Here is a 24,964-nt window from a genome sequence, read left to right as displayed (position 1 = left end):
GCCGAGAACCGCTCCGTAAGCCAGCGACTCGAGCAGACCGAGCCGTGAGTGACGCCGCAGGACCCCGACCCCGAGCAGCGCGAGAGCGAGGAGGAACGTCAGGGCGGCGGTGGCCGGCAGCGCGACCTCCTGGCGACGAGATCCGGGCCTAGAGCTGGAACTTCCCGAAGTCCTCGGGATTGAGACGCTCCAGGTAGCGGCGCAGCTGCTCCGCTTTTTCCTGTTCGCTCAGCTCCCGAGGAGGCGCTTCCGGGGTCTCCGACTCCGCCTGCTCCTCGCGCGGGGGCGGCTGGAGCAGGTCCTCGTTCACGTAGATCGGCGCCTTGCTGCGCAGCGCCAGCGCGATCGAGTCCGAGGGACGAGCGTCGATCGAGAGCACCTCGCCTTCGCGCTCCACGAAGATGGACGCGTAGAAGGTGTTCTCGCGCAGGTCCGCGATCACGACGCGAGTGATCTTGGCCTTGAATCCCTCGATCACGATATGAATGAGGTCATGCGTCAGCGGGCGCGGGAAAGACTCTTCCGAAAGGATGCGGCGGATGGCCTGGGCTTCTCCGGAGCCGATCCAGATGGGAAGGATGCGCTCGCCTTCCGTCTCCCGCAGGATGACGATGTTCTGTTGCGTCTTGTGCTCGAGGATCAGCCCATTGACTCGGGCTTCCACGGTTTTCACGGCTTTCGGGCCTCGGCGGAGCCGCCGGACTTCGTGGAATCGCCTTCGAGATTCATGAACCCCGGCGCGGACTCGGTTCGCATGTGTTCCACCATCCACTTTGCCGAGGCGGCCAGCTCGGACTTCGGATATCGCTGAAGCAAGGTCTTGAATGTCTTGTCCGCGGCCTCGTAATCCTTGAGCTCCTCCGACTGGATGAACCCGATCATGAACTGGGCCTGCGGGCTCACATCGCTCTCAGGATACTCCTGGAGCACCTTGGTGTAGGCATCGATTCGCTCCTGCGGGCCGCCCGCCGACTGAGCGTCGTTGAAGAGATCGCGTGCGCTCTTCTTCTTCATCACGAACTTCTGGATCGCGGCCGAGTCTGCGCGCAGGCCGAGCGCGGCCTTGGTCTCGGCATACTTCGCATTGTAGAAGTCCTGTGAGTTCTTCTGGCTCAACTGCCGGATGATTCCGCCCCGTACCTGATCGAAAGGCCGCTCACCCTCGGGGGTCAGCGACTCGACACGGATCACGTGCCATCCACGGTCGGTCTTGTACGGGCCGCCGATCTTCCCCGTCTGACCGAGCGCGAACGCGGACTCGGCGAGCGCCGGCTGCCGCCCGAGCTGTCCGAACACGCCTTCGTGTGTGACCGGCCCCAGCACGCCGCCCTGCTTCTTGGTGAGCGTATCGGCCGAGTACTTGGCGACCAGCTTGCCCCAGTCCTGCTTCTTCGTATGGCCCTTGACCTTCTTGGCCTCCGACTCGTTCTTGAGCTGGATGTGGCTGATCGTGATCGAGGCCGGCGTGCGGTAGTCGGCGCGATGCTCGTCGTAATAGGCGCGCGCCGCCGAATCACCGGGCGCGGGATTCTCGGCCATCACTTCGTTGATGTGCGTACGGATCAGCAGGTCGCGGCGCTGCTGCTCGATCTGCCGAACGACATCCGGGCGCTTGTCGACACCCTTCTTCGTCGCCGACATCAGCCACACCTTCTCCTCGATCATGCGATCGACGAGACGCTGGCGGCCTTCGGGCGTGGTGAATTGCGGCCGCACGTGCTCGGGCAGCTCGTCGAGGCGGCGCTGGACCTGGCCGGTGGTGATGGTCTCCTTGCCGATCCTCACCAGAACGCTGTCGGCGCCCTTCGCCGGCTTCTTGCTCTTGGCGGCGGGCTTGGTCGCCGGTGCCGCTCCGAGCAGCAGACCGCAGAAGAGGAGCGCGGTGATTCCCGCGCGCCCGGTCTTCATGCGCGCACCACCCAGACGCGGACGGTGGCCGCCACGTCGCCGAGGAATCGTACTTTGACCTCGTAGCGCCCGAGCTGCTTGATGTGCTCTTCGCCCATCTCGATGCGCCGCTTCTCCACGGTGTGGCCGACCTTCTCGAGGGCTTCGGCGACGTCGGTCGAGGTCACGGAGCCGAACAGGGTGTCCTCTTCGTTGGCCTGAGCCGCGATGTTGACCTCCAGACCCTCGAGCTTGGCCGCCTCGGCCCGCGCCTCGGCGAGCTGCTTCTGGAGCTGGATCTCCTTCTGCCGCGCCAGCTCCTGATAGAGGTTGGCCGCACGCGACTGCGCCTGGATGGCGAGCTTGCGCGGGAGGAGGTAGTTGCGCGCGTACCCGGGCTTCACGTTCACGGTGGCGCCGCGGGCGCCCAGGCCTTCGAGGTCTTCGAGCAAGATCACCTGCATCGGGTTCTCCTAGGAAACATCGCCGTCCGGAATGGCTTCCAGGCGGCGGTAGTCGAGCCAAACGTCACTGATTCCAACGCAAACCGTGGTGAGGATGAACACGGGAAAAGCCATGATGAAGACGAAGAGCAATGTGAGGGTGATGATCGAGGGCGGGACGCCGCGCAAGAGCAGCAGGGATTCTACGACCGCGATTCCCTGCGCACAATAACCGAGGGCCGGGACGATCAGCAGCGTGGCGGCGGTCGGCGTCCACGGCTTCAGGTCGGCGAGCAGAAGGCCCAAGCCCGCGAGGAACAACCAGATCGCCCCGTCGGGCAGGCGCCATTCGCTGAACCGGGCGCGAGAGAGATCCGGCCAGTGGACGCGGTCCGCCACGTGAGCCGCGATCACCCTTCCCGCGCCCACCAGCAGCGCCATCCACGAGAAGATCAGGCTCGGGAGCAGGACCCGGACCCAGGGAGCGCGCAGCTCGGCGCTCTGCTGCAGGTAGTGCTGGAAGGAGCGCAGCCGGTCTTCTTGATAGCCGAGCCGCTTGACGGTGTCGAGCATCGCCGGCTCCGTGCTTCGCATCGCGCGGTCGAGCTCGGCCACCAGATCCGGATAGGACACCGTCCACGGAAGCCCCGCGGCCAGCAGCACCAGCGGAAGCATCATCCACGCGCGCTGGCCCGCCTCGGGGCCTCCGCCCTCTTCGCGCAGGCCCATCCAGCACCCGGTCAGCGCGGCCACCGGGATCCACCAGGTCCATGCGGCGAATGGTCCGAAGATGATCAACACCGCCGTCATGAGGCTGACCGGAACCAGCACGCCCCACGGTCCCCAGCGCCAGCACAGGAGCAGGCCGAGCGCCACCGCGGCCGGAACGGCAAGCCACAGAGCTCCCCACGGAAGCGGGGTGCCCGCCGCCACGAAGGCGAGAGCTCCGACCAGGAGCCACGTTCGAAACACGAGCCGCCCTCGATCTCAGCGATAGAGATCGCTGGTGAACGGCAGCAGGGCCAGCACCCGCGCGCGCTTCACCGCCGTGGTGATCTGCTTTTGATGCCGGGCGCAGGTGCCCGAGACGCGGCGCGGGACGATCTTGCCGCGGTCGGTGATGAACCGGCCGAGGCGCTTCTCGTCCTTGTAGTCGACGAAGCCGACCTTCTCGAGGCACAGCTTGCAGTACTTCTTCTTGAGACTCTTGCCTTCACGTTCTCTCGCCATATCTCCTCATTCTCCCCTTCGGAACTGGGGCGGAAGCCTTGGCATCCGCCGCGCGGTCTGATGGGTCCGGCGACTCCGGCCGCCGCTCCAGGAAGTGCACGTTGTCGGCCTGGACTTCCAGGCGGCTGCGCGACTCGCCCTGCGACGTCTTCCATTCGCGCATCTGCAGCCGTCCTTCGACCAGCACCGGACTGCCTTTCTTCAGATACTCCCCGCACACTTCGGCCAGCCGCTGATAGGTGCTGATGGACACGAAGCCCGTGCTTTCGCCCACCTGGCCGGCGCGCGTGCGGAAGCGCCGGTGAAAGGCGATGTCGAACCGCGTGATCGCCGTGCCGTCCGGTCCGTAGCGCCGGTCCGGATCGCGGGTCAGGCGCCCGGCCAGAATCAGCCGGTTGACTTCGGGCAGCTTGAGCTCGGTCACCGTGCCTTCCGCCTACTCGTCTCCCGCCTCTTCGGCGGCCGCCAGCGCTTCGGCGTCGACCTTGGGCTGCGTCAGCTCGGGTGGAACGTGCACCACCGACAGCACGCGCATCACGGCTTCGTTGAGACGCAGCCGCCGCTCGAGCTCCTTGATCTGCGGCCCTTCGCCCTGATGCACGATCAGCGTGTAGATCCCGTCGCGCTTCTTGCCGATCTCGTAGGCCAGGCGTCGCTTGCCCCAACGTTGCACCTCGATCACCTCGCCGCCGAGATCCTTGATCCATTGCGAGGCGCGCTCGACTTCGTCGTTCACCCGGGAGTCGTCGAGGCCGGGTTCCAGGATGAACGTGGTTTCGTACTTGGTCACGGTTCGGGGACCTCCTTGCTCATTCTGCGATTGAATCGATTCATGGCTCGTTCGATGCCTTCACGCGCCCAGCACTCGACGGCGTCCGCCGCCTCCTGCACGACGCGCTCGACGACCGGCTCCTCCTCGGGGCCAAACGTCTGCAACACGTGCTCCTTCAAGTCCGCACTGCTCTCCGCTGCGCCGACGCCGACTCGCAGCCTCGCGAAGTCCCGATGGCCGAGAGCGGCCTCGAGACTTTCGAGGCCTCGATGGCCTCCGCTCGATCCGTGCGCCCGAAGCCGCAGACCACCGACCGGCAGGTACACGTCATCCGAGACCACCAGCATCGCTTCCGGCGAGAGCTCCTGGTCGCGCATCCAGTGCTCCAGCGCCTGGCCGGAGAGGTTCATGTAGGTCTGCGGCCGCATCACTTCCACGGCCTCGCCTCCCACCTCGCCTCGCCAGGACTCGAACAATCCAGGCACCGAAACGCCGCGTTTCAGGCGCCAGCGCTTCGCCAGCTCGTCCAGCACTCGCCACGCCACGTTGTGACGGGTCGTGGCATAGCGCTCGCCGGGATTCCCGAGACCGAGGACCAGACGCACCGACCGCTACTTCTTTCCTTTCTCCTTGTCCTTGTCGTCGCCCTCGGCAGCGCCTTCCTCATCCTTCTTGCCCTTGGTGATGACTTCGGGCTCCGCGGTGGCCGCCGCCGCTTCCGCCGCGACCTCCTCGACCGGCTTCTCCTCGATCACCGTCGGCGGCACCACGGTCGCCACCGTCGAGTCGAGGTCGGTCAGGATCTCCACGTTGGGCACGACCAGGTCACGCAGGTGCACCGAGTCGCCGATGTTGAGCGCCGAGACGTCCGCATCGATGGAAGACGGAATCGCGGTCGGCAGGCAGCGCACTTCGACCTCGCGCAGGATGTGCTCGAGGATGCCGCCGCCGTCCTTGACGCCCGTCGGCGTGCCGGTGAGGTGGATGGCGACGTTGACCTCGATCGTCTCGGTCAGAGAGATGTGCTGGAAGTCGAGGTGGAGAATGTCGTGAGATACCGGGTCGTACTGGACCGCGCGGATCAGCGCCGTGAACTCCTTGGAGTCGAGCGAGAGATTCACGATCGGATTCGCGCCCTTGTGGCCCCGCAGGGCCAGATCGAAGTCCCGCGCGCCGATCGTCACCGACACGGGATCTTCGCCGTGCCCGTAGAGCACGGCGGGGATCTTCCCGTCGCGCCGGGCGGTGCGCGCACCGCCCTTGCCGATTCGCTCGCGGCGCTGGCCGCTCAAGGCAATGACCGCCATGGTTTCCTCCTTCAGACCGGCGACGCGCCGGCCTTGGTTCTCAAACGAACAGCGAGCTGAGCGAGCGCTCCTCGTGGATGCGCTGCACGGCTTCGCCCAACAAGCCTGCGACCGACAGCTCCACGACATTGGCCGGCAGGGCCATCTTGCTGTGATCCAGCGTGTCGGTCACGGCCAGCTCCTGGATCGGCGACTGCGCCACTCGCTCGAAGGCGTCGGGGCAGAACACACCGTGGGTGATGCCGGCATAGATCTGCTTGGCGCCGTTCGCGCGCAGCGCCACGGCGGCCTGCGTCAGCGTGCGAGCGGTGGTGATCACGTCGTCGAACATCACGATGTTCTTGCCTTCCACTTCGCCGATGATGTTCATCACCTCCACGGCGTCGGCCTTGGGCCGGCGCTTGTCGACCAGCGCCAGATCGACGCCGAGCCGCTTGGCATAGGCGCGGGCCATCTTCACGCTGCCGATGTCCGGCGCGACGACCATGAGGTCCTTGATCTTCTTGGCCGCGAAGTACTCGATCAGCACGGGCGCGGCGTAGAGATGGTCGAAGGGAATGTCGAAGAAGCCCTGGATCTGCGCGCTGTGGAGATCCATGGTCAAGGCGCGATCGGCGCCGGCCACGGTGATCACGTTGGCCACCAGCTTGGCGGTGATCGGCGCCCGCGGCTGGTCCTTGCGATCCTGCCGCGCATATCCGAAGTAGGGCAGAACCGCGGTGACGCGACGCGCCGACGCGCGCTTGGCGGCGTCGAGCATCACCAGCAGCTCCATGAGATGCTCGGCGGGAGCGCCGGTGGCCTGCACGATGAACACGTCGCTGCCACGAATGTTCTCGTTGAACCGCACCGAGACCTCGCCGTCCTCGAAACGCGTCACCGCCACGTCTCCGAGCGGCACCCTGAGCTTGTCGCAAATCGCCTGCGCCAGGTTGAGGCTGGCGTTCCCTGCGAAGATGCGAACGGGGTCCAAGCGTGAGCCTCCCTGGTTGGCCCGGCCCTCGGGAGGAACGGGTCACCGAATGATCGGCGGCGGTCCGAAGACCGACGCCTCGAATCCGGGGCTCCATCCCGACCGCCCAAGGTTGGCTGGGGCGGGAGGATTCGAACCTCCGGATGCGAGATCCAAAGTCTCGTGCCTTACCGCTTGGCCACGCCCCACCAACGAACGGGGTTTCCGTCACGGTCCGCCTCGAAACCCTTCAGGGGCAACGAGTCGGGGTGCTGGCTACTGGCCAGAGAAGAACTGCCAGGAGAAAAGCCGGAGGAATGTACTGGGTGCTCTTTGGGGAGTCAACGCAGACGTATCGGAGGGGAGGATGCGGTCCGAGGCGCCGCGAGCGCGGCGTCCGGGGGATCCGAGCTCTGGAAGCGAGATCGCGCGGCTAGCGCCGATCCCGGTCGGTCGAGCGCGCCGTGGACATGGCGCCCTGGTTGTTCAGCTCGCGCTGGTACTCCGCCATGACGATGTCGGTGAGGTACTTGCGCGTCGTGTCGTTGATCGGATGCGCCAGGTCCTGGTGCTGCCCGTCCGGGCGCTTGCGGCTCGGCATCGCGACGAACAATCCCGTGTTGCCGTGGATGATCTTGAGTCCACGGATCACGAATGAATCGTTCAGAGTGATACTGACGAAAGCCTTTAGCTTTTCGTCGTCGCGGAGGGAAACGCGAACCTCAGTGATCTCAACCATGAGATTTTCACCTCCGGTCGTCCGTGGTGGCGTCCGGAACGCCAGGTCGGGTGGTTCCGCTTTGGGGGACTTTCAGACACGGCCAACGACAACTCTCGAGCCCGTTCGCGTGGACTTCACCACATAGAGTCGCTCGCTGCCATGGAAGCGCGCGATGACGGACGCTACGTCAACACTCGGTACGAGGATTCCGAAAACTGACGAGCCGCTTCCGGTCATTTGCGGTCGTTGTAGCCCGGCCCTTTGCAATCGAGTCCTCAGTGACTCGAACTCTCTCTTCCTGATTCCAAGCACTTCTTCGAACGAGTTGCCGAGTCGCATGCAGCGAATCGCCGTTACTTCCGCGCGTTCAAGAAGTTGAGCCGATCTTAGATTGGCCGCCCACCCTGTCAAGCCATATTTGGTTCGGTCGATGCGTCGATACGCTTCGGCAGTCGACACCTGCCATGAAGGGACAGCCAGGACCGCTCGAAACGGTCTGGCCAATCGAGTCCAATGGAGTCGCTCGCCGCGTCCCCGGCCAAGAGCGGTGCCACCGCGCATGACAAATGGGACGTCCGATCCCAGCTCTTCAGCCAGCTCGCGGCGCTGTCTCGGATCGAGACGCATATTTTGCAATCGCTCCAGGCCCAGAAGGGTCGCGGCCGCGTCCGCACTTCCTCCGCCCAGGCCGGCCCCCACGGGAATGCGCTTGACCAGTTGGAATGACGCGCCTTCCTTCAGCCCTACGCGTCTTTGAAAGAGGCGTGCAGCGCGAAGAACCAGATTGCCCGGCCCCGCACTCAAAGTCGGTCGAGGCCCGCGGCCTGTGACGGCCGCTTCCTCCCACCGGATCGTCAGCCGAAAGCCTTGCGGGCGTGGACGAATGACGAGGGTGTCGGACAGCGAGATCGACTGAAAGACGGTCGCGATCTCGTGATACCCATCGGGGCGCTTGGGCCCGACCACCAATCCCAGGTTGAGCTTGGCTCGCGCCTCGACCCGAATCGATCGCACCCGCGATGGGCGGGATCGGGATCCGGGGCGGCGGCTCACCATCGGCCGTAGAGGATGATCAGGACGGCGGCCAGGTAGCCGAGGATGCACACGGCCAGCGGCCGGTCGGTGAGCAGCACGTGAGACGGGTCCTCGGTCCGGTCCGAGACGCCCACCAGGTACAGGTAGCGGAAGATTCCGTAGGCGACGAAGGGCACGGTGTAGAGGAGCGCTTCGGTGCCGAACTTCGCGACCGTTCCCGGCCAGATGGTGTAGAGCGCGTAACCCATCGTGCTGGACGCCGCGGTCACCATCAGCAGACCGTCGAGCAGTTGAGGCGTATACGACTCGAGCACCTCGCGCTGGCGTGATGCGTGATCTCCGGCGCCGGCCAGCTCGCGGCGACGCTTGGAGAGCGCGAGGAACAACGCGCCGAAGAAGGTGCAGACCAGGAGCCATGGCGAGAGCTCGGTATCCGGGGCCACCGGCAACAGCAGCTCCACTCCGGCGATCGCGCGCATGACGAACCCCACGGAGATCGTGAAGACGTCGAGCAGGACCTGACGCTTGAGAAACGCGGTGTAGGCCAGGTTGAGGATGAGGTATCCCGCCAGCACGCCGACGAACCCCATCCCCAGCCTCCACGCGAGCAGAACACCGGCCGCCAGCACGAGCGGTGCGGCGATCCTCGCCACCGCGACCGGAAGCCGGCCCGAAGCGATCGCGCGCAGCCGCTTCCTGGGATGCTGGCGATCCGCCTCGAGGTCGCGCAGGTCGTTCCACAGGTAGCTGGCACTGGCCACGAGGGAGAAGGCGAGGAACCCTTCGAGCGCGCGCAGAACCAGCGAGAGATCTCCGATCTGTCGCGAGAACAGGACGCCGGCGAACACCAGGAGGTTCTTGGTCCACTGGCGCGGGCGCAGCGCCTCGATCAGAGCTCCGATCACCGCGCGCGTCCCTTGCGGCGAGGCGGCTCGGGGAACAGAGCCCTTTCCACCACCTGGCACAGCGCATGGCCCATCGCGATATGGCCCTCCTGGACCCGCGGGGTCAGCGTGTGCGGCGTCACGAGCGCATGGTCGCACCTCGCGGCGAAGGACTTCCCCTTGAGACCGGTGAACCCGATCACGATCATGCCGAGACCATGCGCCGTCTCCACCGCGCGCAGCACGTTGGGCGAGCCGCCGCTCGTGGTCAGCGCCACCAGCACGTCGCCGGGCGTCCCCAGGCCTTCGAGCTGCCGCGAGAACACCACGTCGAAGCCGAAGTCGTTGCCGATCGAGGTGAGGCTCGAGGTGTTGGTGGAGAGCGCGACCGCGGGCAATCCGGGGCGGTCGATCAGATAACGCCCGGCGAACTCGCATGCGAGGTGTTGCGCATCCGCCGCGCTGCCCCCGTTGCCGCAGAAGAAGACGGTGCCGCCGCCTTCGAAGCAGGCGATCAGCGCCTCGGCCGCCGCGGCGATCGGGCGCGCCGTGCCGCGCTCGACACGCGCCATGGACCGGCTCGCGTCCTTGAGGACCGCGCGGACGGCTCGCTCGAGCGGTCCGTTCTGGGCGGGCCTTCGACTCTTTCTCACGTTCCCTCCCCGATGGCGTGATCGGCGCTGCGCGAATCGAGATAGGCGTCGATCGATTCCTTCCAGCACGGCATGCGGTCGCCCGTCGCCTCTTCATAGCGTCGGTTGTCGAGCACGGAGAAGGCGGGCCGCGTCGGCGGCCCGAGAGACTCGCTGGCGATCGCCTGCACCGGCACGTCCAGACCCTCGCGCTCCACCAGGTGCACGGCGAGCTGGAACCAGTTGCACTGGCCCGAACACGTGCAGTGGAACGTTCCCAGCTGACCGGTGGCGACGAGTCGCACCAATGCGGGCGCCAGGGCGCGCGTCCAGGTCGGCGATCCGGTCTGATCGTTCACCACCGAAAGCTTCTCTCCGCGCCGGGCTTTCTCGAGGATCAGATCGGGAAAGTTCCGGCCGCCATGCCCGAACAGCCACGCGGTGCGTACGATCAGATGGCGCGGGTTCATGGCGCGGGTGGCCTTCTCGCCCTCGGCCTTGGATCTTCCATAGGCGTTGAGTGGAGCGGTCGGATGATCCTCGCGGTAAGGCTCCGAGGCGCGGCCGTCGAACACGTAGTCCGAGGATACGAACAGCACCGCCGCTCCCACCTCGGCGGCGGCGCTGGCGGCATTGCCTGCGCCGTGCCCGTTCACCAGCCGCGCGTATTCCTCGCGATGCTCGCACTCGTTGACCCTGGTGAAAGCAGCCAGGTGAAAGACCCAGTCGGGCCGCGCCTCCGCGAAAACCCGGCGCAGCTGGTCGCGGCGCGTGACATCCGCGTCCAGCTTGTCGAGCGGGAAGACGTCCCAACCGGCGGATGCGAGCGCCGGCACCAGCGCATGTCCGAGCATTCCTCGAGCGCCGGTCACCACCGCTCTCACGCCAGCTCCACCCGGCTCGAATCGCCGATCATGAGCCGGTGAGCGCGCGGCCGGGCCTCGCTCGCGGTGATCACGGCCTCCTTGCCGATGAGGCTCGACTCGATGCGCACCGGCACCGAGAGCAGCCGGCTCTTCTCGAGCACGATCGAGTGCTCGATCTCGCAGCCACGAAGCTCGACGCCAGGGCCCAGCGACGTGAACGGGCCGATGTAGGCGTCCGACACCCGGGCGCCTTCGCCGATCACGAGCGGGCCGCGCAGCCGCGAGCGCTCGACCGTCGCTCCCTTGCCGATGCGCACCATGCCCTCGATGGCGGTCGCGGCGTCGACCGTGCCTTCGATCCTGGACTCGAGCGCGCCGAGCATCATGCGATTCCCTTCCAGCATGTCCTCGACCTTGCCCGTGTCCTTCCACCATCCTTCGATCACGTGCGAGCGCACGCGCTTGCCGGAAGAGATGAGCTGCTGGATGGCATCGGTGATCTCCAGCTCGCCGCGCTTCGAGGGCCGGATCGCACGCACGGCGTCGAACACGCAGCGGCTGAACAGGTAGACGCCGACGAGCGCCAGATCGCTGCGGGGATGGGCCGGCTTCTCCTCCAGCCGCACCACGTGATCCCCCTCGAGCTCCGCGACGCCGAACTCGCTCGGGTTCCGGACGTGCGCCAGCAGGATCTGCGCGTCGGGCCGTTCGGCTTCGAACTCGCGCACGAAGGGCGTGATGCCGTCCTTGATCAGGTTGTCGCCGAGGTACATCACGAACGGATGGTCACCCATGAAGTCTTCCGAGATCTTGACCGCGTGTGCGAGCCCGAGCGGCGCCTCCTGCTCGATGTAGGTCACCTCGAGGCCGAATGCCGAGCCGTCGCCGACCGCCGCGCGGATCTCGGCCTGGCTGTTGACCATCACGGTCGTGCGCTCGCCGGTGCGATGATCGGGCTGCAGCATCTCGCGCGGATCGCCGACCACGATGCCGACCTCGAGGATGCCGGCAGCGCGGATGGCCTCGAGCCCGTAGAAGAGCACCGGCTTGTTCGCCACCGGGACGAGCTGCTTGGCGCTGGTATGAGTGATCGGGCGCAGGCGGGTTCCGCGGCCGCCGGCCAGCACCAGCGCCTTCATCCGAGCGCTTCCGCCAGCAGCCGCTTCGCTTCGGCCAGGGCCTCGTCGACCTTGGAGGCGTCCTTCGCGCCGGCCAGCGCCAGATGCGGCTTGCCACCGCCCGAGCCGCCCGCCACCTGGGCCACCTTCTTCACCAGGTCGGAGGCGTTGAGCTTCTTCTCGGCCACCAGATCGTCGGTGACCGCGGCGAGCAGCGTGATCTTGCCGCCCGCGGTGATGGCGAGCACGGCGGCGCCGCGCTGGAGCGAGCCGCGCAGCTTGTCGGCCGCGTCGCGCGCGGCGTTGATGTCGGCCTCGGATTCGAGGCGGGCCACGGCCCATCGGCCGCCCGGCGACACGGTCGCCCCCGCCGCGACGCGCGCCATCTCGGCCTCGAGCCCGCCCTTGTCCGCCTCGGCCTGCGCCTTCTTGAGTCGATCGATGTCGGCCTTGAGCTTCTCGATCTGCTGCGGCACGGCTTCCGGCTTCACCTGAAACGCCGCGGCGGCGCGCGCGAGGGTTTCGGCGTGGCTCTTGAGCCAGCCGAGCGCTTCGTGACCGCACAGGGCCTCGATCCGGCGCACGCCGCTCGCGATCGCCGAGTCGGAAACCAGCAGGAATGGGCCGATGTCCCCGGTGCGCGCGACGTGGGTGCCGCCGCACAGCTCGCGGCTCACGGGGACTCCGATCTCCTCGACACCGGCGACGGTGACGACGCGCACGTCGGCGCCGTACTTCTCGCCGAAGAGCGCCATGGCGCCGAGCCCTTTGGCCTTCTCGAGCGGCATGACTTCCCAGGACACCGGCGTGTTCCGCAGCGCCCATTCGGCGACGCGCCGCTCGATCTCGGCGAGCTGTTCGCCGCTCGGCGCCTCGAAGTGGGTGTAGTCGAAGCGCAGGCGGTCCGGCGCCACCAGCGATCCGGCCTGACGCACGTGCGTGCCCAGGGTCTGGCGCAAGGACGCGTGCAGCATGTGCGTCGCGGTGTGATGGCGCTGAGTGGCCAGACGGTGCCCGGCATCCACGCGGGCTTCGAGCCGGCCTCCCGCCCCGGCCTCGAGCCAGCGCGCGCGATCGCCTGCGAGACGCACGCGGTGCACGATGCTCTCGCCTTCACGGAACACGTGCGTCACGAGCGCCGTCACGCCGTCACCGGCGATCTGACCGCGGTCGGCCACCTGTCCGCCGGATTCGGCGTAGAACGGCGTCTGGTCCAGCACGGCGTCCACGCCTTCTTCCGCTTCGCGCCAGCGCCGCAGCGACACCCCGCTCGCCGCGAGCGTCTCGTAGCCGAGGAATCGCGAATCGGCTCCGGACGTGGCTTCGGTCCATGCCCCCGCCTCCGAACCGGCGCGCTGCGCGAACTTGCTCGCCGTGCGGGCGCGATCGCGCTGCGTCTTCATCGCGCGATCGAACCCTTCACGGTCCACCTGCACGCCGCGCTCCGCCGCGATCTCCTCGGTGAGCTCGATGGGGAATCCATACGTGTCGTGGAGCATGAAGGCATCATCGCCCGCGAGCCTCTTGCTCGAGCCCAGCAGCTCCTCGAGCCTCGCCAGGCCGGCCTCGAACGTCTCGGCGAATTTCGTCTCCTCGCGCTCGAGCACGCCGAGGATCTCCCTGGCGTGCTGGGTGAGCTCGCGGTAGTGCTCGCCGAAGATCTCGACCGCCCGTTCCGCGCAGGAGGCCATGAACGGCTCCCTCATCGCCAGACCATTCCGGGCCCGGCCCCGCGTGACCGCGCGTCGCAGCAACCGGCGCAGCACGTAGCCCGCTCCCTCGTTGCCCGGCAAGGCGCCCTCGGCGATGGCGAAGGTCAGAGCACGCACGTGGTCCGCGATGATCCGTGCGTCTCGCGCGACCGGCCAGAGCGCCTGTGCCGCCGAGCGCCCGGCTCTGGCGAGCACCCTCTCCACCAGTGGCGTGAAGACATCGGCGTCGAAGATGCTGCTCTTTCCCTGCATGAGCATCGCCAGGCGCTCGAGCCCCATGCCGGTATCGATCCCCGGGCGCGCGAGCGGCGTGAGGGTGCCGTCAGGCGCGGCGTCGAACTGCGGAAAGACCAGGTTCCAGAACTCCATGTAGCGGTCGCCGGGATCGCCCGGCTTCTCGCCCCAGAAGGCGCCGGCCTCCAGGTAGCCCGGCCGCTGTTCCCCGAGATCGAAGTAGATCTCGCTGCATGGCCCGCACGGACCCTGCCCGCCGGCCGGCCCCCAGAAGTTGTCGGCGCGGCCCAGCGCCACGATGTGGTCCGGCTTCATGCCCACCTTCTTCCAGAGCGCGGCTGCTTCGTCGTCGCGCGGCAGCTTGCCTTCCCCCTCGAAGATCGAGGCATAGAGCCGGCCGACCGGCAGCTTGAGCTCGGCGGTCACGAACTCCCACGCGAAGGCGATCGCTTCTTCCTTGAAGTAGGCGCCCTTCGTGGGATCGCCGAAGGAGAAGTTGCCGAGCATCTCGAAGAAGGTGTCGTGGCGCGGCGTGCGTCCCACGTTCTCGAGGTCGGTGAGGCGCAGGCACTTCTGCACCGACACCGCGCGTCCCTTGTACGGCACGTCGCCTTGCGCCGTGTAGTAGGGCTTGAACTGGACCATCCCGGCGGTGGTGAAGAGCAGCGTGGGGTCGTTGGGCACGAGGGGCGCCGAAGGAACCAGCGTATGGCCGCGCGCCACGAAGAAGTCGAGGAACGCGCGCCGCAGCTCGGCCGCCGAGCGTGACACCACGGGAGTCATCGGAGTGGTCATGGAGGGCGGAATATAAGGGTCGGAGCATCAAGGGGAAAGCGCGCTCCGACGTTGTCACCGCGCGGTGCCGGGGCGCCGCGGCTCCAGGCCGCGGCGCCCGAGCGAGTGACGATCAGACGTGGACCGCGGTCTCCAGCGTGATCTCGGCGTTGAGGAGGCGGGATATCGGACACCCCACCTTCACCTCGTTTGCGATCGCCTCCACCTGGCCGTTCTTCGCGCCGGGAACGTGCGCGTCGAGCTTCAGGTGGCTCCTCGTGACCGTCGGCTTTTCGTTCACCTTCTCCAGCTTCACCTCCGCGGTGGTCTCGATTCGCTCCGGCTTCAGACCCGCCTTGGCGAGCTCGCCGGAGAGCGCCATCGCGAAGCATCCCGCGTGCGCCGCCGCGATGAGCTCCTCCGGATTCGTGCCGAACTTGGTCTCGAATCGGGTGTCGAACGTGTAGATCGCGTCCTTGAGCACACCGCTCGGGGCAGTGAGTGTCCCCTTGCCGTGCCTCAGATCACCGGTCCAGACTGCCGTCGCTTTGCGAACGTGTTCCATGGCTATCCTCCGTGAATGAATGGCTCGTTCGTGGGTATACCAAGGATAGCGCACGACGGGGGTCCGGGCGTGCTGTAGTAATTCCTTGCTCTCCCCGGGGCGAGCAAGGAGTTACAAAGCCTCTCTCAGCACTCGCTCGATGACATCCCCATCGAAGCCGCGCCGCGCGAGGAGCGCATAGAGCCGCTGCCGGCGCACCCGTGGATCGAGCCGTTCGTAACGAGCAGCCACTTGCCGGATAACACGCCGCGCACCTTCGGCCTCGTCCAGCGCACCCTGGTCATCGAGACGGGCGCGGGCGGAGGCCGCGTCCTGAGCCGAAATGCCACGCCGGCGCAGCTCCACCTCGAGCCGCCGCCAGCCGGCGGTCCGCCGGCCCAGGCGGCTCGACAGAAACGCGCGCGCGTACTCCACGTCGTCGACCAAGCCGACGCCGGCGAGGCGGTCGAGCACTTCGCCAATTACGGTCGCGGCGAAGCCTTTCTCGCGGAGCTTGCGAGTCAGCTCAGAGCGCGTGCGTCGCGAGCGCTCGAGGAGACGCAGCGCGGCTTCGCGCACCGCCTCCGGATCCGCGGGATCGCGGCGGTCTCTTACAAGCGCGTTCCGCATCCCACGTAGGCCCTGAGGTCGTAGATCACCCGTACCGTGTATTCGTAGGTCCGATCGGACATGCCATCGTTGCACGAGTCGCGCACCACGATGGCGGTGAGACGGGAGTACCCGCTCGACACCGAGCGGTTCACGCTCTCGTAGTACCAGATCCCATCGCCAACTCGGGGAGCAACGCCCGGGTACGCGGCGCGCACTTCCCCATAGTCGCCAACGAACACCAGGCTGTCCGGCCGGATCGCCAGAGTCCAGCCGGGCTCGTTGCCGACGCAACGAAAGCGTGGGTCCGCCCCCGGGGTCGCGGTGTGTTCGGTGGGTGCGGGCGCTTCCGCGCCCGGCGGAGGGGGTTGCGAGTCCGTGGCTGGGGATGGCTGCTCCGAGCCGCTCCCGCAACCCAAGGCCGCCCCGACCAGCATCGCCGCGCACCACCTCATCAGTGCACTCCGGGCAGGATGCGTCGTGTGCCCGCCATGGAGTCGCGCCGTTCTCTTACAGCCGTGTTGCGCATCCCACGTAGCCCTTGAGCTGGTGCATCACCCTCGCCTGGTATTCGTAAGTCTTGTCCGACATCCCGTCGCTGCACGAATCCCGGACGATGAGGACGGTCAGGCGCGCAAATCCGCCGGGGACGCTCGCGTTCACGTACTCGTAGACCCACATCCCATTGCCTGTCCGCGGCTCGACCCAGGGGTAAGCGGCTCGGACCTCGCCATAGTCGCCCACGAACACCAGGCTGTCGGATGAGATCGTCAGATTCCAGCCCGGTTCGTTTCCGGCGCAGCGGAAGCGCGCGCGTGGATCGTCCGAAGACGCTGTCTCCTGCTTGGAAGAGCCTGACCGCGGATTGCTCTGGCAGCCCCACGAGGCCGCGAACAGCAGTGCGATCACGATCCACCTCATCAGTACACTCCGGGCACGATGCGGCGCGTGCGCCCCATGTAGTCGCGATACTCACCGCCGAACTGGTCGACCATGAACGCCTCTTCGACGTCCATCCGGCGCTTGAACATCCAGATCACCACCGGCATGAGAGCCAGCGCCACGGCGCTGCGGAAGACCCCCGCGAAACCCAGGTCCATGAGCAGAATGCCGAGGTAGGACGGATGCCGCACCCAGGTATAGAAGCCGCCGGTGTGAACCGTGTGGTCGGGCTGCAGCGCCACGACCGAGACGAAGCGCCTTCCGAGCTCGAGCATCGGGCCGAGTCGCAGCGACACGCCCAGCGCCAGCACCAGGAACCCGGCCCAGCGCAGGGCATCTCCGCCGGGAAGCACCCACTGATCACGCGCGTCCATGTAGGGCATGAGGAACGCGGTGAACAGCGAATGGAAGACCAGCAGCGGGAAGAAGGGCTTCCAGTCCGGTGAATGCTTGAGGCCTTTGCTGCGCCCCGACGTGCTGAACGTCATCACCGGGATCATCAGCAGGTGCAGGATCACCACCCCGACTCGTACCGGATGCGAGAAGAACCCCTGCCAGCTCCCCCATCCCATCACCATCAGGAAGAGGAACAAGAAGACGTTGAGGGGAATGCCGATCGCCTGACGCCAGGAAACCGCCCTCATGGGCGCATCACCCTTCGGGGGCGTAGAAGTCGACCCGCCCGCACTGCGGGCAGCGGTAGGCGGCGAGCGTGAATCGCTTCCGCCCCTCGGTCTTCACTCCGAACAGAAAGGACCGCTCCGGACTACCACTCACCCACTTGCTGGGATGCCCGAAGCTGTAATGCGAGCGGTCCACGGTGAAGCCTTGTTCCAGAGTGACCGAGCACTGTGGACACATGGGCGGTTTCATGTCGTTCCTCCATGAGCGACGCGGCCCGTCCTAACGTTTTCGATCTCCGCTCGCCACCATCGCCGGCTGCGGCTTGGCGGCCGTGCTCGGAAGTCCAGGCTTGGCCGGCGGAGCCGTCGGCGCCGGCGAGGCCGGTGGAGCCGCTGGAGCCGCGGGAGCCGCGGGAGCCGCGGGCTTGAGGCCCATCATCGGCAGCAGCTTGGCCTCGATCTGTCCACGGATATCGGCATGTTCCTTGAGAAACAGTCGCGCATTTTCACGGCCCTGGCCGATGCGCTCCTCGCCGAAGCTGAACCAGGTGCCGGCCTTCTCGATCACGTTCTTCTCGGTCGCCATGTCGATGATCTCGCCTTCGCGCGAGATCCCCTCGTTATAGAGGATGTCGAACTCCGCTTCGCGGAAAGGCGCGGCGACCTTGTTCTTGACCACCTTGACCTTGGTGCGGTTGCCGATGGCTCGGTCGCCTTCCTTGAGCGTGGCGATGCGGCGGATGTCCATGCGAATCGACGCGTAGAACTTGAGCGCGCGACCACCCGCCGTGGTCTCCGGCGAGTTGTGCACCACGACGCCGTCGACCAAGTAGGTGTGGTTCCCCTCGACCTCGATGTCGAAGCGGTGCATCCCACGCGTCTCGGGTTTGACGTACTTCTTCGTGATCCGCGCCGCAACGGCGCGCCGTTCGCGGCGACCTTCGAGGTCCTCGGCTATGGGTGAAGCGCTCGCGGGTGCGGCTTCCCAGTTGAACTTTCCGCGCTGGCTGGGATGGAGCTTATAGCTCAGAGAGGGATGCACGTAGGGAGCGATGAGAGCGTGCAGACGAGCCGTCTGCTCGGAATTGAACCAGAAGCCACGACCATCGTCGCGAGGTCTTCCGACGCCGAGACGCTCCAGCGACTCCATGACCGACTCGCGCGCTTCCTCGCTGAGAGACTTGTTGTAGAGAACGGCCTTGCCGTTGCCCCACTTCTCGAACGAGCCCATGAAGCTGCCGTCGTCGCCATACCACACCGCTAGACCGCGCGCGTCGAGGCGATCGAGCAGCGTCGCGGTCGCAATGCGACCGCCTTCCGAGTCGTAGAGGTGTGCCCGCAGGCCTGCGACGGCCGGCATCGCGACCGTGTCGAATCCAGTTCCACGACCCATTTTCCCAAGGGTATGAGAGAACGGCTGAAGCATCCGGTGCTTCCATTCGACGTACTCGAGCTGCTCGGGACCATGCGCGACGCGGAACGACGCGGTGTGGGTTCCCGCCATGCGAATCGAGCCATCGCCCAGGCCGCCCCCCATCAAGAGCTGCAGCTGGTCATCGGTCAACGTGTAGTCGCCCACCGATGCCAGCACCTCGTCACCGACTTCGAGCTCGCCCGCCGGAACTTCGCCATCGGGCGTGAAGATGATGTGGTTCTCGGTGACCGCGAAGCAGCGGCGCCCTGAGGGCCCCCCCTCGACCTCGAACTGGATGAAGTGATCGGTCGGCCCATTGTCGAACCAATTCACGATCCGGCGGGGCTCGATGCTCCCCGTCTTCGGATCGCAAGACAGCACCTCGACCGGCATCTTCTGATTGACGATCTTGCCGATCTTCTCGCTCGTACCATCGGCAAGGGTCACTCGGGTGTTGTAGTGGAAACAGCCGAACATGACGCCGATCTGCATGCGGATCTGGTTGATGAAGATCACGCAGGTCTTGCTCTTCGAAATCGAGCCGGTCAGCTTGCGCAGCGCCTGAGACATGAGCCGCGCCTGCAGGCCGACGTGCGAGTCGCCCATCTCACCTTCGATCTCGGCGCGCGGCACCAGCGCCGCCACCGAATCGATGACCACCACGTCGACGGCGCCGGAGCGGACCAGCGTGTCGGCGATCTCGAGCGCCTCTTCACCCGTGTCGGGCTGCGCGACGTGGAGGTTGGTGATGTCGACACCGAGCTTCTGCGCGTACGCGGCGTCGAGCGCGTGCTCGGCGTCGATGAACACCGCGTTGCCGCCGAGCTTCTGCGCGTTGGAAATGATGGTGAGCGCGAGCGTGGTCTTGCCCGACGACTCGGGCCCATAGATCTCGATGACGCGGCCGCGTGGCACGCCACCGACGCCGAGTGCCAAGTCGAGCGCGATCGAGCCGCTGGGAATCACCTCGACGGGGACCAGGGCGTTTGGCTCGCCGAGCTTGACGATCGAGCCTTTGCCGAACTGCTTCTCGATCTGCTGCAGAGCGAGATCGAGGGCTTTGACCTTCTCCTTGGCGGACGGCGAATTGGGCATCATGGTCTGCGTCTCCTTCGCAGGGGCTGCCTTCCTTAGGCGGGGAGTATTCGGGAGCCGGCCGTAGCCCGCACCATATCAGAAGCAGGCCCTCTCACTCCGGATCGTGGCCCATATTACACATTTGGGCAGTGCCCCGGAAGAGCCTTTTGATGCCCATTCAGGAGTCGGCTACTGGAGGCAGCCTCTGATCTCTCCGAACTCCGCTTCCGTGGATTGATCCGATCCGGTGCCCTTCTTGATCTTGACCCGGAGATAGCCAACTGCGGTGGTCTTCTTCAGCGTATAGCAGTTGGTGTCGCCGTTGAGCTCGTAGGTCTGGTCGCCGGTGCCCGTGACCGTGGCCCCGTTGACCGTGCCCTCCCAGGTCGTATCCGATTCGACTCGGATCTTCTTGGAGCAGCCCGCGAGCGTGGCGGCAGCGAGGAGCAGCACGAGAAAGCGCATGCGTTCTCCTGAGAATCGCCGGCCTCCCTGCCAGCGTGGGGAGCTGAGGGCCAAAGATTAGCACCAGCCGGGCTAGTTGTAATGCCTGAGTTGCGGCCACACCTCCTTCGGGGTCTTCTTCAACCGCCGTCCGATGGAGATGTCCAGGTGGCGCTCGTAGGGCATCGCGTAGGGGTGGTCCCAGGTCCCCACCACCTCGACGCTCTCGAAGAAGGCGGCGTTGTCCGGGCGGTCGCCGCCGATGATGATGATCACGCTCCCATCCCAATCCCCGGGCCCCCAGAGCCAGTAGTTGTTGTGGCCGCTGATCGCCCTCGGCAGGCCGAGCTTCCGGCCGAGCACGTCGATCGCCCCGGCCTCGCCGTAGTTCTGGCCGAACACGACGGCCTTCGCGCGCTCCTCGGGCGTGAGCCGCGCAAGAGCCTTGGCGACCTCGGACGCGAGCTCGTTCCAGCCGTGCTCGTCGGCGTAGTGCTGCGGCAGCGGGCCGACCTCCTTGCGCTCCTCGCTCTTCGGCTGCATTCCGAGGGCGGCCTGGTAGCGGATGAAGTCCTCGACCGGCAAAACAGGAAGCGCCAGCGGGATCCAGGGCAGCCCGAGCAGAATGACCACGGCGACCAGGGCGCCGCGGGCCAGCCGCGGCGCGCGTGCGCTCCATCGCTCCCAGGCCAATCCACCGAGCGCGAACAGCGGAGGGTAAGCGACGGCGAGATAGTTGGCGCGGCTCGTGCCCGCAGCGATGAGCAGCGTCGCGACCGTGAGGAAGAGAATCGAGAAGATGCGCCAAGGCGCGCCACCCGCCGCCAGCAATCCATAGAGGAGACCCGGGACATAGATGAGCGCGTTGCCCGCGCCGAGGACGCGGAACTGGGTGAGCAGGAAGTCGCGCACCGAGACGGTCGCCATCTTGTACGCGGTGGCGTTGCGCATGAACTCCCGCGTCGGCCACTGATTCGCCGCCTGCCACAGCACGTGCGGCAGGAAGCAAAGGACCGCGACGGCGGCGGCCAGGTAAGGCCACGGCGTCAGCAGGTGCCGGCGATGGGACGTCCACACGAGACCGGCCAGGAGGCCGATGCCGAACCACATCATGCTGATCTTGTTGAGCAGGCCGAGGCCCATCCAAAGCCCGAGCATCGACCAGCGACGAGCTCCGCCTTCGCGCAGTGCGCCGATCAAGGCGAGCGAGGCCAGCGTCCAGATCAGCACGTCGAATGCATTCATCGAGTAGAAGCGCGTGATGCCGAGGAAGATCGGGGCCAGCAGCGCGGCGAGGCCGGCCAGCGCCTGAGCGAACGCCCCGCCGCCCATCTCGCGCGCGAGACGGGCGGTGAAATAGACGGTGGCTGCGCCCGCCACGGCGGCCGTGAGCCGGATGGCGAACAGCGATTCGCCCGCCACGCCGCGCACCAGGGCCAGCACGGCGATGGACAGCGGCGGATGATCCACGTAGCCCCAGGTCAGGCGCCGGGCGCAGGCGACGTAGTAGAACTCGTCGCGGAACCAACCGTAGCGAGTGAGCCCGATCAGGTGGAGGGCCAGGGTGCCCAGCGCGAGTCCGAGCCATTGCGCGCGATGCCGGCGTCCGGGAGGAGGAAGCCCGAGCGTCATGACTCACCCCGAAGCGGAACCTCGGCCCGCACGCTGTAGATCGAGCCCTTGGGCGAGAGCTGGCTGTGCACCACCAGGACGCGATCCACGCGGAAGCGCGCACCGTCTTCGTCTTGCGGCGCCGCGGCGGCCTCGAGGGCATCGGTCCAGTCGCGTCCCGGCGTGCGCACGCGGCCGATCGTCAGATGGGACGCGAACGGCCGATCGGCACGCCCGAAGCCCTTCTTCTGGAGCGCGGCCTCGACCGCGCGAGCCAGCGCGCTCAGCGACTCGCCGCCCTTCGACAAGCCGAGCCAGAGGACGCGCGCCTTGCGCGCGTTGGGGAAGGCGCCCAGTCCGCCAAGACAGGCGTCGAAGGCCGGCTGCGCTTCGGCGGCCGCCCGGGCCGCTTCCGCGGCACGCCGCGCGCCGTCGGCCCCGAGATCGCCGAGGAAGCGCAACGTGTAGTGAAGGTTGTCGCGCTTGACCCAGGACACATGGTCATCCGGCTGCTTCAGCCGCTCGATCCTGCGCTCGGCCGCCGCCTGAGTGGCCGGCGGAGGGAACACGGCGAGGAAGATGCGGAGCCGCTCGTTCTCCCCCTGCTTCGCCATCACCCGAGGCGCGGGTCGAGGGGCAGGCCGCCGAGCTGGCGCCGCAGAAGATCGAGCGCGGTCTGTGTGGCGCGCTCGCGGACCGCGACCCGACTCCCCATGAATCGATAGGTGCGCACGGCCTCGCCGCGCGGCGAGGAAACGGCGATGAACACGGTGCCCACCGGCTTGGTCGCCGTGCCGCCTTCGGGGCCGGCGATGCCGGTGATGCCGACGCCGACTTCGGCGCCCGACACGCGCCGCGCTCCGCGCGCGAGCTGCTCGGCGACCGGCGCACTCACCGCGCCGTGCGCTTCGAGGTCTGCGGCGCTCACGCCCAGCATCTGCACCTTGGCTTCGTTGGAATAGGTGACGAAGCCGCGCTCGAAGTAGCGCGAAGCGCCGGGAACGTCGGTGACGCGCTTGGCCAGCAGGCCACCGGTGCACGACTCGGCGGACGTGAGCCGCAGTCCCTGCTCGAGCAGCAGCCGGCCAACCACGGCTTCCATGGCCTCGCCGCCTTCTGCGTACACGACCGGAGCGACCTTCTCCATGAGCTCGTGGCGCGCGCGGCTCGACACGGAGCGCACCGCGTCGGCATCGGCGCCCGCGGTGGTGACGCGCAGGTCCACGCCGAAGTAGCTCGGCAGGTAGGCGAGCGACGTGGCGGGCCAGCGCGCGGGCATCTTGCCGATCGCCTCGTGGAGCATGCTCTCGTAGACCCCGGCGGTGCGCAGCGTGAAGGACTCGACCGTGCGGCCGGTGCGCTCCCGCAGATACGGCACCACGAACTGCTCGGCGAGCGCCTCCATCTCCTGCGGCACGCCCGGCAGCATGATGACCGGCTTGTCGCCGTGAACGATCAGCAGCCCTGGCGCGCTGCCGACGGGATTCGGCCACGCCGTAGCACCACGCGGCAGCAGCGCCTGCGTCTCCACCGAAGGAGGAAGCTTGCGGTTGGCCCGGCGAGCGCGCTCGCGAATGCTCTCGAGCACCGCCTCGTCGAGCTGCAGCGGCCGGCGCAGCGCGGTGGCCACGGCCTTGCGCGTGAGGTCATCCGGCGTCGGCCCCAGGCCGCCCGTCGTCACCACGGCATCGGCGCGGTCGAGCGCACGCCTCAGCGCTTCACCGATGAACTTGGGATCGTCGCCGACGGTGGTGTGCCACGCCACCTGCACGCTGGCTTCCTCGAGCGCGCGCGCGAGCCAGGAGAAATTGGTGTCGAGGGTCCGGCCCGAGAGGACCTCGTAGCCGATGGTGACGATCTCGATCTGCATGCGGATTGGTTTCGGCCCTGGCCGCCGGAGGATGACGCGCGCGGACGATGCCGGATTCGGGCGGGCGGCGCAACCGCAAGTCGCCACGAACGACCACGGCCACCCGTGCTGGCGTGGCCGTGGTGTCTCGCTTCCCTGCGCGATCGGTTACTTCAGCACGACGATGGTGCCACTCGCCTTCGCGTTCGGTCCGGTCGCACGGTAGAAGTACGTGCCGGCCGGGACACGGTCACCCGCGAGGTTCTTGCCGTTCCAGCTCACCACCCTCTGTCCCGCCACCGCGACGTTGCTCAGCAACCTGGCGACCAGACGGCCCTGCGCGTCGTAGATGCCGAACTGCACCATCACCGGTTCGTCGGTGCTCAGCTGCATCCGGGTCTGCACGCCGGCCGAGGGACGGAGAGGATTGCCGCTCAAGGTCCTGACGCGGATGCCACCCTTAGGCACCTGAGGAGCCGTCAGCGCCTGACGCCAAGCGCTGTCTTCCTCGACGTCGTCGGCACCGTCGCGCGACTTCATGGCGCACCTGATGAGGCTCTTCAGCTCATCGAGCTCGCCGTTGGTCGCGGCGCACAACCGGTCGTCGACGAAATCGATCACGTCGCCCACGTTCTCGATGTCCTCGACATCGCAGGACACCGAGTTCGAGTCGCAGATCATTCCGGCCTCGCGATTGAGCAGCAGCACCAGGAAGTCCTGGGCAACTCTCTCGTTCAGGCTCCGTTGGCCGCGCGCCGAGAGGAGCTCGCAGCCCGCCGTGAAGCAGCCGCTCCCGCCGAATGCTTCGATCGACTCGGAGATGCTGTCGAAAAGGACGTCCAGCGAATCCGGATCCATCCCATGCCCGTTCTTGCCGTTGCCGATGCCAATGGTGTTGCCGAGACCCAGTCCCAGGCCCTTGCCATGTTGGTTCTTGTCCTGGTTGCCATTGCCGTTGCCGTTGCCGTTGCCACCGCCGTTGCCGTTTCCACCGCCGTTGCCGTTGTCGCGGCACGCCTTGCTCCAGAACGCGCGGCCTTTGGCGTTGTTCTCTCAGGTCTCTCATCCTCCACCTGGAGGCGGCGGTTCCTCGCCGTCCTCGGTCAACTCGATGTAGCCGAAGAGTCCGTGCGTTTCGTCATCGGGGCCGGCGGCGAAGTAGAGGCGACACGCGACTTCGGAGCCCGCTCCGCTGCAGGTGGCGAGCCCCCACAGTCCCTCGATCGTGATGGGGTCCTGGTTCTCGTCGAGGAAGCTGCCCTGGAAGGAGCCATCGCCTAACGA

The 24,964-nt window shown here is 67.0% G+C and carries 29 protein-coding genes and 1 tRNA gene; all 30 read right to left on the bottom strand.

Features of this window, described 5'->3' with window-relative positions:
• Window positions 1-148 precede the first annotated feature (148 nt).
• Entirely contained in the window at window positions 149-673 is a 525-nt protein-coding gene (locus VFQ05_02905) for a bifunctional nuclease family protein (GenBank protein ID HET9325701.1), read from the bottom strand.
• Window positions 670-1,908, bottom strand: coding sequence for a peptidyl-prolyl cis-trans isomerase (locus VFQ05_02900; protein ID HET9325700.1), 1,239 nt, complete (start codon window positions 1,906-1,908; stop codon window positions 670-672). The genes VFQ05_02905 and VFQ05_02900 overlap by 4 nt, the downstream gene beginning before the upstream one ends.
• Window positions 1,905-2,351, bottom strand: a complete 447-nt coding sequence (gene rplI / locus VFQ05_02895; protein HET9325699.1) for a 50S ribosomal protein L9 — start codon at window positions 2,349-2,351, stop codon at window positions 1,905-1,907. The genes VFQ05_02900 and rplI overlap by 4 nt, the downstream gene beginning before the upstream one ends.
• Window positions 2,352-2,360: 9 nt before the next feature.
• Complete coding sequence (locus tag VFQ05_02890) at window positions 2,361-3,302, bottom strand: DUF2232 domain-containing protein (protein ID HET9325698.1); 942 nt, start codon at window positions 3,300-3,302, stop codon at window positions 2,361-2,363.
• Window positions 3,303-3,317: 15 nt separating this feature from the next.
• The gene (rpsR, locus tag VFQ05_02885; protein HET9325697.1) at window positions 3,318-3,560 is read right to left on the bottom strand and encodes a 30S ribosomal protein S18; all 243 of its coding nucleotides are present in this window, start codon (window positions 3,558-3,560) and stop codon (window positions 3,318-3,320) included.
• Window positions 3,544-3,984, bottom strand: coding sequence for a single-stranded DNA-binding protein (ssb, locus tag VFQ05_02880; protein ID HET9325696.1), 441 nt, complete (start codon window positions 3,982-3,984; stop codon window positions 3,544-3,546). The genes rpsR and ssb overlap by 17 nt, the downstream gene beginning before the upstream one ends.
• Window positions 3,985-3,996: 12 nt before the next feature.
• Window positions 3,997-4,350: a 30S ribosomal protein S6 gene (rpsF, locus tag VFQ05_02875; GenBank protein HET9325695.1), complete on the bottom strand. Its 354-nt coding sequence runs from the start codon at window positions 4,348-4,350 to the stop codon at window positions 3,997-3,999.
• Window positions 4,347-4,937, bottom strand: coding sequence for an aminoacyl-tRNA hydrolase (gene pth / locus VFQ05_02870; GenBank protein HET9325694.1), 591 nt, complete (start codon window positions 4,935-4,937; stop codon window positions 4,347-4,349). The genes rpsF and pth overlap by 4 nt, the downstream gene beginning before the upstream one ends.
• Before the next feature lie 6 nt (window positions 4,938-4,943).
• Window positions 4,944-5,639: a 50S ribosomal protein L25 gene (locus VFQ05_02865; protein ID HET9325693.1), complete on the bottom strand. Its 696-nt coding sequence runs from the start codon at window positions 5,637-5,639 to the stop codon at window positions 4,944-4,946.
• Between the two features lie 40 nt (window positions 5,640-5,679).
• Complete coding sequence (locus VFQ05_02860) at window positions 5,680-6,612, bottom strand: ribose-phosphate pyrophosphokinase (protein HET9325692.1); 933 nt, start codon at window positions 6,610-6,612, stop codon at window positions 5,680-5,682.
• A gap of 113 nt (window positions 6,613-6,725) precedes the next feature.
• Window positions 6,726-6,800 (bottom strand) — tRNA-Gln (locus VFQ05_02855).
• Window positions 6,801-7,024: 224 nt separating this feature from the next.
• Window positions 7,025-7,330, bottom strand: a complete 306-nt coding sequence (spoVG, locus tag VFQ05_02850; protein HET9325691.1) for a septation regulator SpoVG — start codon at window positions 7,328-7,330, stop codon at window positions 7,025-7,027.
• Window positions 7,331-8,361: 1,031 nt separating this feature from the next.
• Window positions 8,362-9,252 (bottom strand): decaprenyl-phosphate phosphoribosyltransferase, encoded by an 891-nt coding sequence (locus VFQ05_02845; protein ID HET9325690.1) that lies wholly within the window; start codon window positions 9,250-9,252, stop codon window positions 8,362-8,364.
• Entirely contained in the window at window positions 9,249-9,884 is a 636-nt protein-coding gene (locus VFQ05_02840; protein HET9325689.1) for a D-sedoheptulose 7-phosphate isomerase, read from the bottom strand. The genes VFQ05_02845 and VFQ05_02840 overlap by 4 nt, the downstream gene beginning before the upstream one ends.
• Entirely contained in the window at window positions 9,881-10,747 is an 867-nt protein-coding gene (rfbD, locus tag VFQ05_02835; GenBank protein HET9325688.1) for a dTDP-4-dehydrorhamnose reductase, read from the bottom strand. The genes VFQ05_02840 and rfbD overlap by 4 nt, the downstream gene beginning before the upstream one ends.
• Entirely contained in the window at window positions 10,744-11,868 is a 1,125-nt protein-coding gene (locus VFQ05_02830) for a glucose-1-phosphate thymidylyltransferase (protein HET9325687.1), read from the bottom strand. Before VFQ05_02830 ends, rfbD begins: the two co-directional genes overlap by 4 nt.
• Window positions 11,865-14,588 carry an alanine--tRNA ligase gene (gene alaS, locus VFQ05_02825; GenBank protein HET9325686.1) on the bottom strand — a complete coding sequence of 908 codons (2,724 nt, stop codon included), beginning with the start codon at window positions 14,586-14,588 and terminating at the stop codon, window positions 11,865-11,867. Before alaS ends, VFQ05_02830 begins: the two co-directional genes overlap by 4 nt.
• Window positions 14,589-14,700: 112 nt before the next feature.
• A complete protein-coding gene (locus VFQ05_02820; GenBank protein ID HET9325685.1) occupies window positions 14,701-15,132 on the bottom strand; it encodes an OsmC family protein in 432 nt (143 codons plus the stop codon).
• 111 nt (window positions 15,133-15,243) lie between these two features.
• Complete coding sequence (locus tag VFQ05_02815) at window positions 15,244-15,690, bottom strand: regulatory protein RecX (GenBank protein HET9325684.1); 447 nt, start codon at window positions 15,688-15,690, stop codon at window positions 15,244-15,246.
• 32 nt (window positions 15,691-15,722) lie between these two features.
• Window positions 15,723-16,175 carry a hypothetical protein gene (locus tag VFQ05_02810; protein ID HET9325683.1) on the bottom strand — a complete coding sequence of 151 codons (453 nt, stop codon included), beginning with the start codon at window positions 16,173-16,175 and terminating at the stop codon, window positions 15,723-15,725.
• 55 nt (window positions 16,176-16,230) lie between these two features.
• Window positions 16,231-16,641 carry a hypothetical protein gene (locus VFQ05_02805; GenBank protein HET9325682.1) on the bottom strand — a complete coding sequence of 137 codons (411 nt, stop codon included), beginning with the start codon at window positions 16,639-16,641 and terminating at the stop codon, window positions 16,231-16,233.
• A complete protein-coding gene (locus VFQ05_02800; GenBank protein HET9325681.1) occupies window positions 16,641-17,306 on the bottom strand; it encodes an isoprenylcysteine carboxylmethyltransferase family protein in 666 nt (221 codons plus the stop codon). Before VFQ05_02800 ends, VFQ05_02805 begins: the two co-directional genes overlap by 1 nt.
• A 7-nt stretch (window positions 17,307-17,313) precedes the next feature.
• Window positions 17,314-17,535 (bottom strand): hypothetical protein, encoded by a 222-nt coding sequence (locus tag VFQ05_02795; GenBank protein HET9325680.1) that lies wholly within the window; start codon window positions 17,533-17,535, stop codon window positions 17,314-17,316.
• A gap of 30 nt (window positions 17,536-17,565) precedes the next feature.
• Complete coding sequence (gene recA, locus VFQ05_02790; protein ID HET9325679.1) at window positions 17,566-19,797, bottom strand: recombinase RecA; 2,232 nt, start codon at window positions 19,795-19,797, stop codon at window positions 17,566-17,568.
• A 168-nt stretch (window positions 19,798-19,965) separates the two neighbouring features.
• Window positions 19,966-20,241, bottom strand: coding sequence for a hypothetical protein (locus tag VFQ05_02785; protein ID HET9325678.1), 276 nt, complete (start codon window positions 20,239-20,241; stop codon window positions 19,966-19,968).
• A gap of 72 nt (window positions 20,242-20,313) precedes the next feature.
• Entirely contained in the window at window positions 20,314-21,852 is a 1,539-nt protein-coding gene (locus tag VFQ05_02780; GenBank protein ID HET9325677.1) for a glycosyltransferase family 39 protein, read from the bottom strand.
• Window positions 21,849-22,445 (bottom strand): RNA 2',3'-cyclic phosphodiesterase, encoded by a 597-nt coding sequence (gene thpR / locus VFQ05_02775; GenBank protein HET9325676.1) that lies wholly within the window; start codon window positions 22,443-22,445, stop codon window positions 21,849-21,851. Before thpR ends, VFQ05_02780 begins: the two co-directional genes overlap by 4 nt.
• Window positions 22,445-23,701 (bottom strand): competence/damage-inducible protein A, encoded by a 1,257-nt coding sequence (locus VFQ05_02770; protein ID HET9325675.1) that lies wholly within the window; start codon window positions 23,699-23,701, stop codon window positions 22,445-22,447. Before VFQ05_02770 ends, thpR begins: the two co-directional genes overlap by 1 nt.
• 147 nt (window positions 23,702-23,848) lie before the next feature.
• Window positions 23,849-24,538, bottom strand: coding sequence for a FlgD immunoglobulin-like domain containing protein (locus tag VFQ05_02765; protein ID HET9325674.1), 690 nt, complete (start codon window positions 24,536-24,538; stop codon window positions 23,849-23,851).
• A gap of 204 nt (window positions 24,539-24,742) precedes the next feature.
• The coding region (locus VFQ05_02760) for a hypothetical protein (GenBank protein ID HET9325673.1) at window positions 24,743-24,964 on the bottom strand (222 nt) is incomplete at its 5' end.

This window comes from Candidatus Eisenbacteria bacterium, assembly GCA_035712145.1.
Classification (GTDB): domain Bacteria; phylum Eisenbacteria; class RBG-16-71-46; order RBG-16-71-46; family RBG-16-71-46; genus DASTBI01.
Note: the sequence above shows the minus strand (reverse complement) of the source record. Positions and strands in the feature narration are given on the sequence as shown.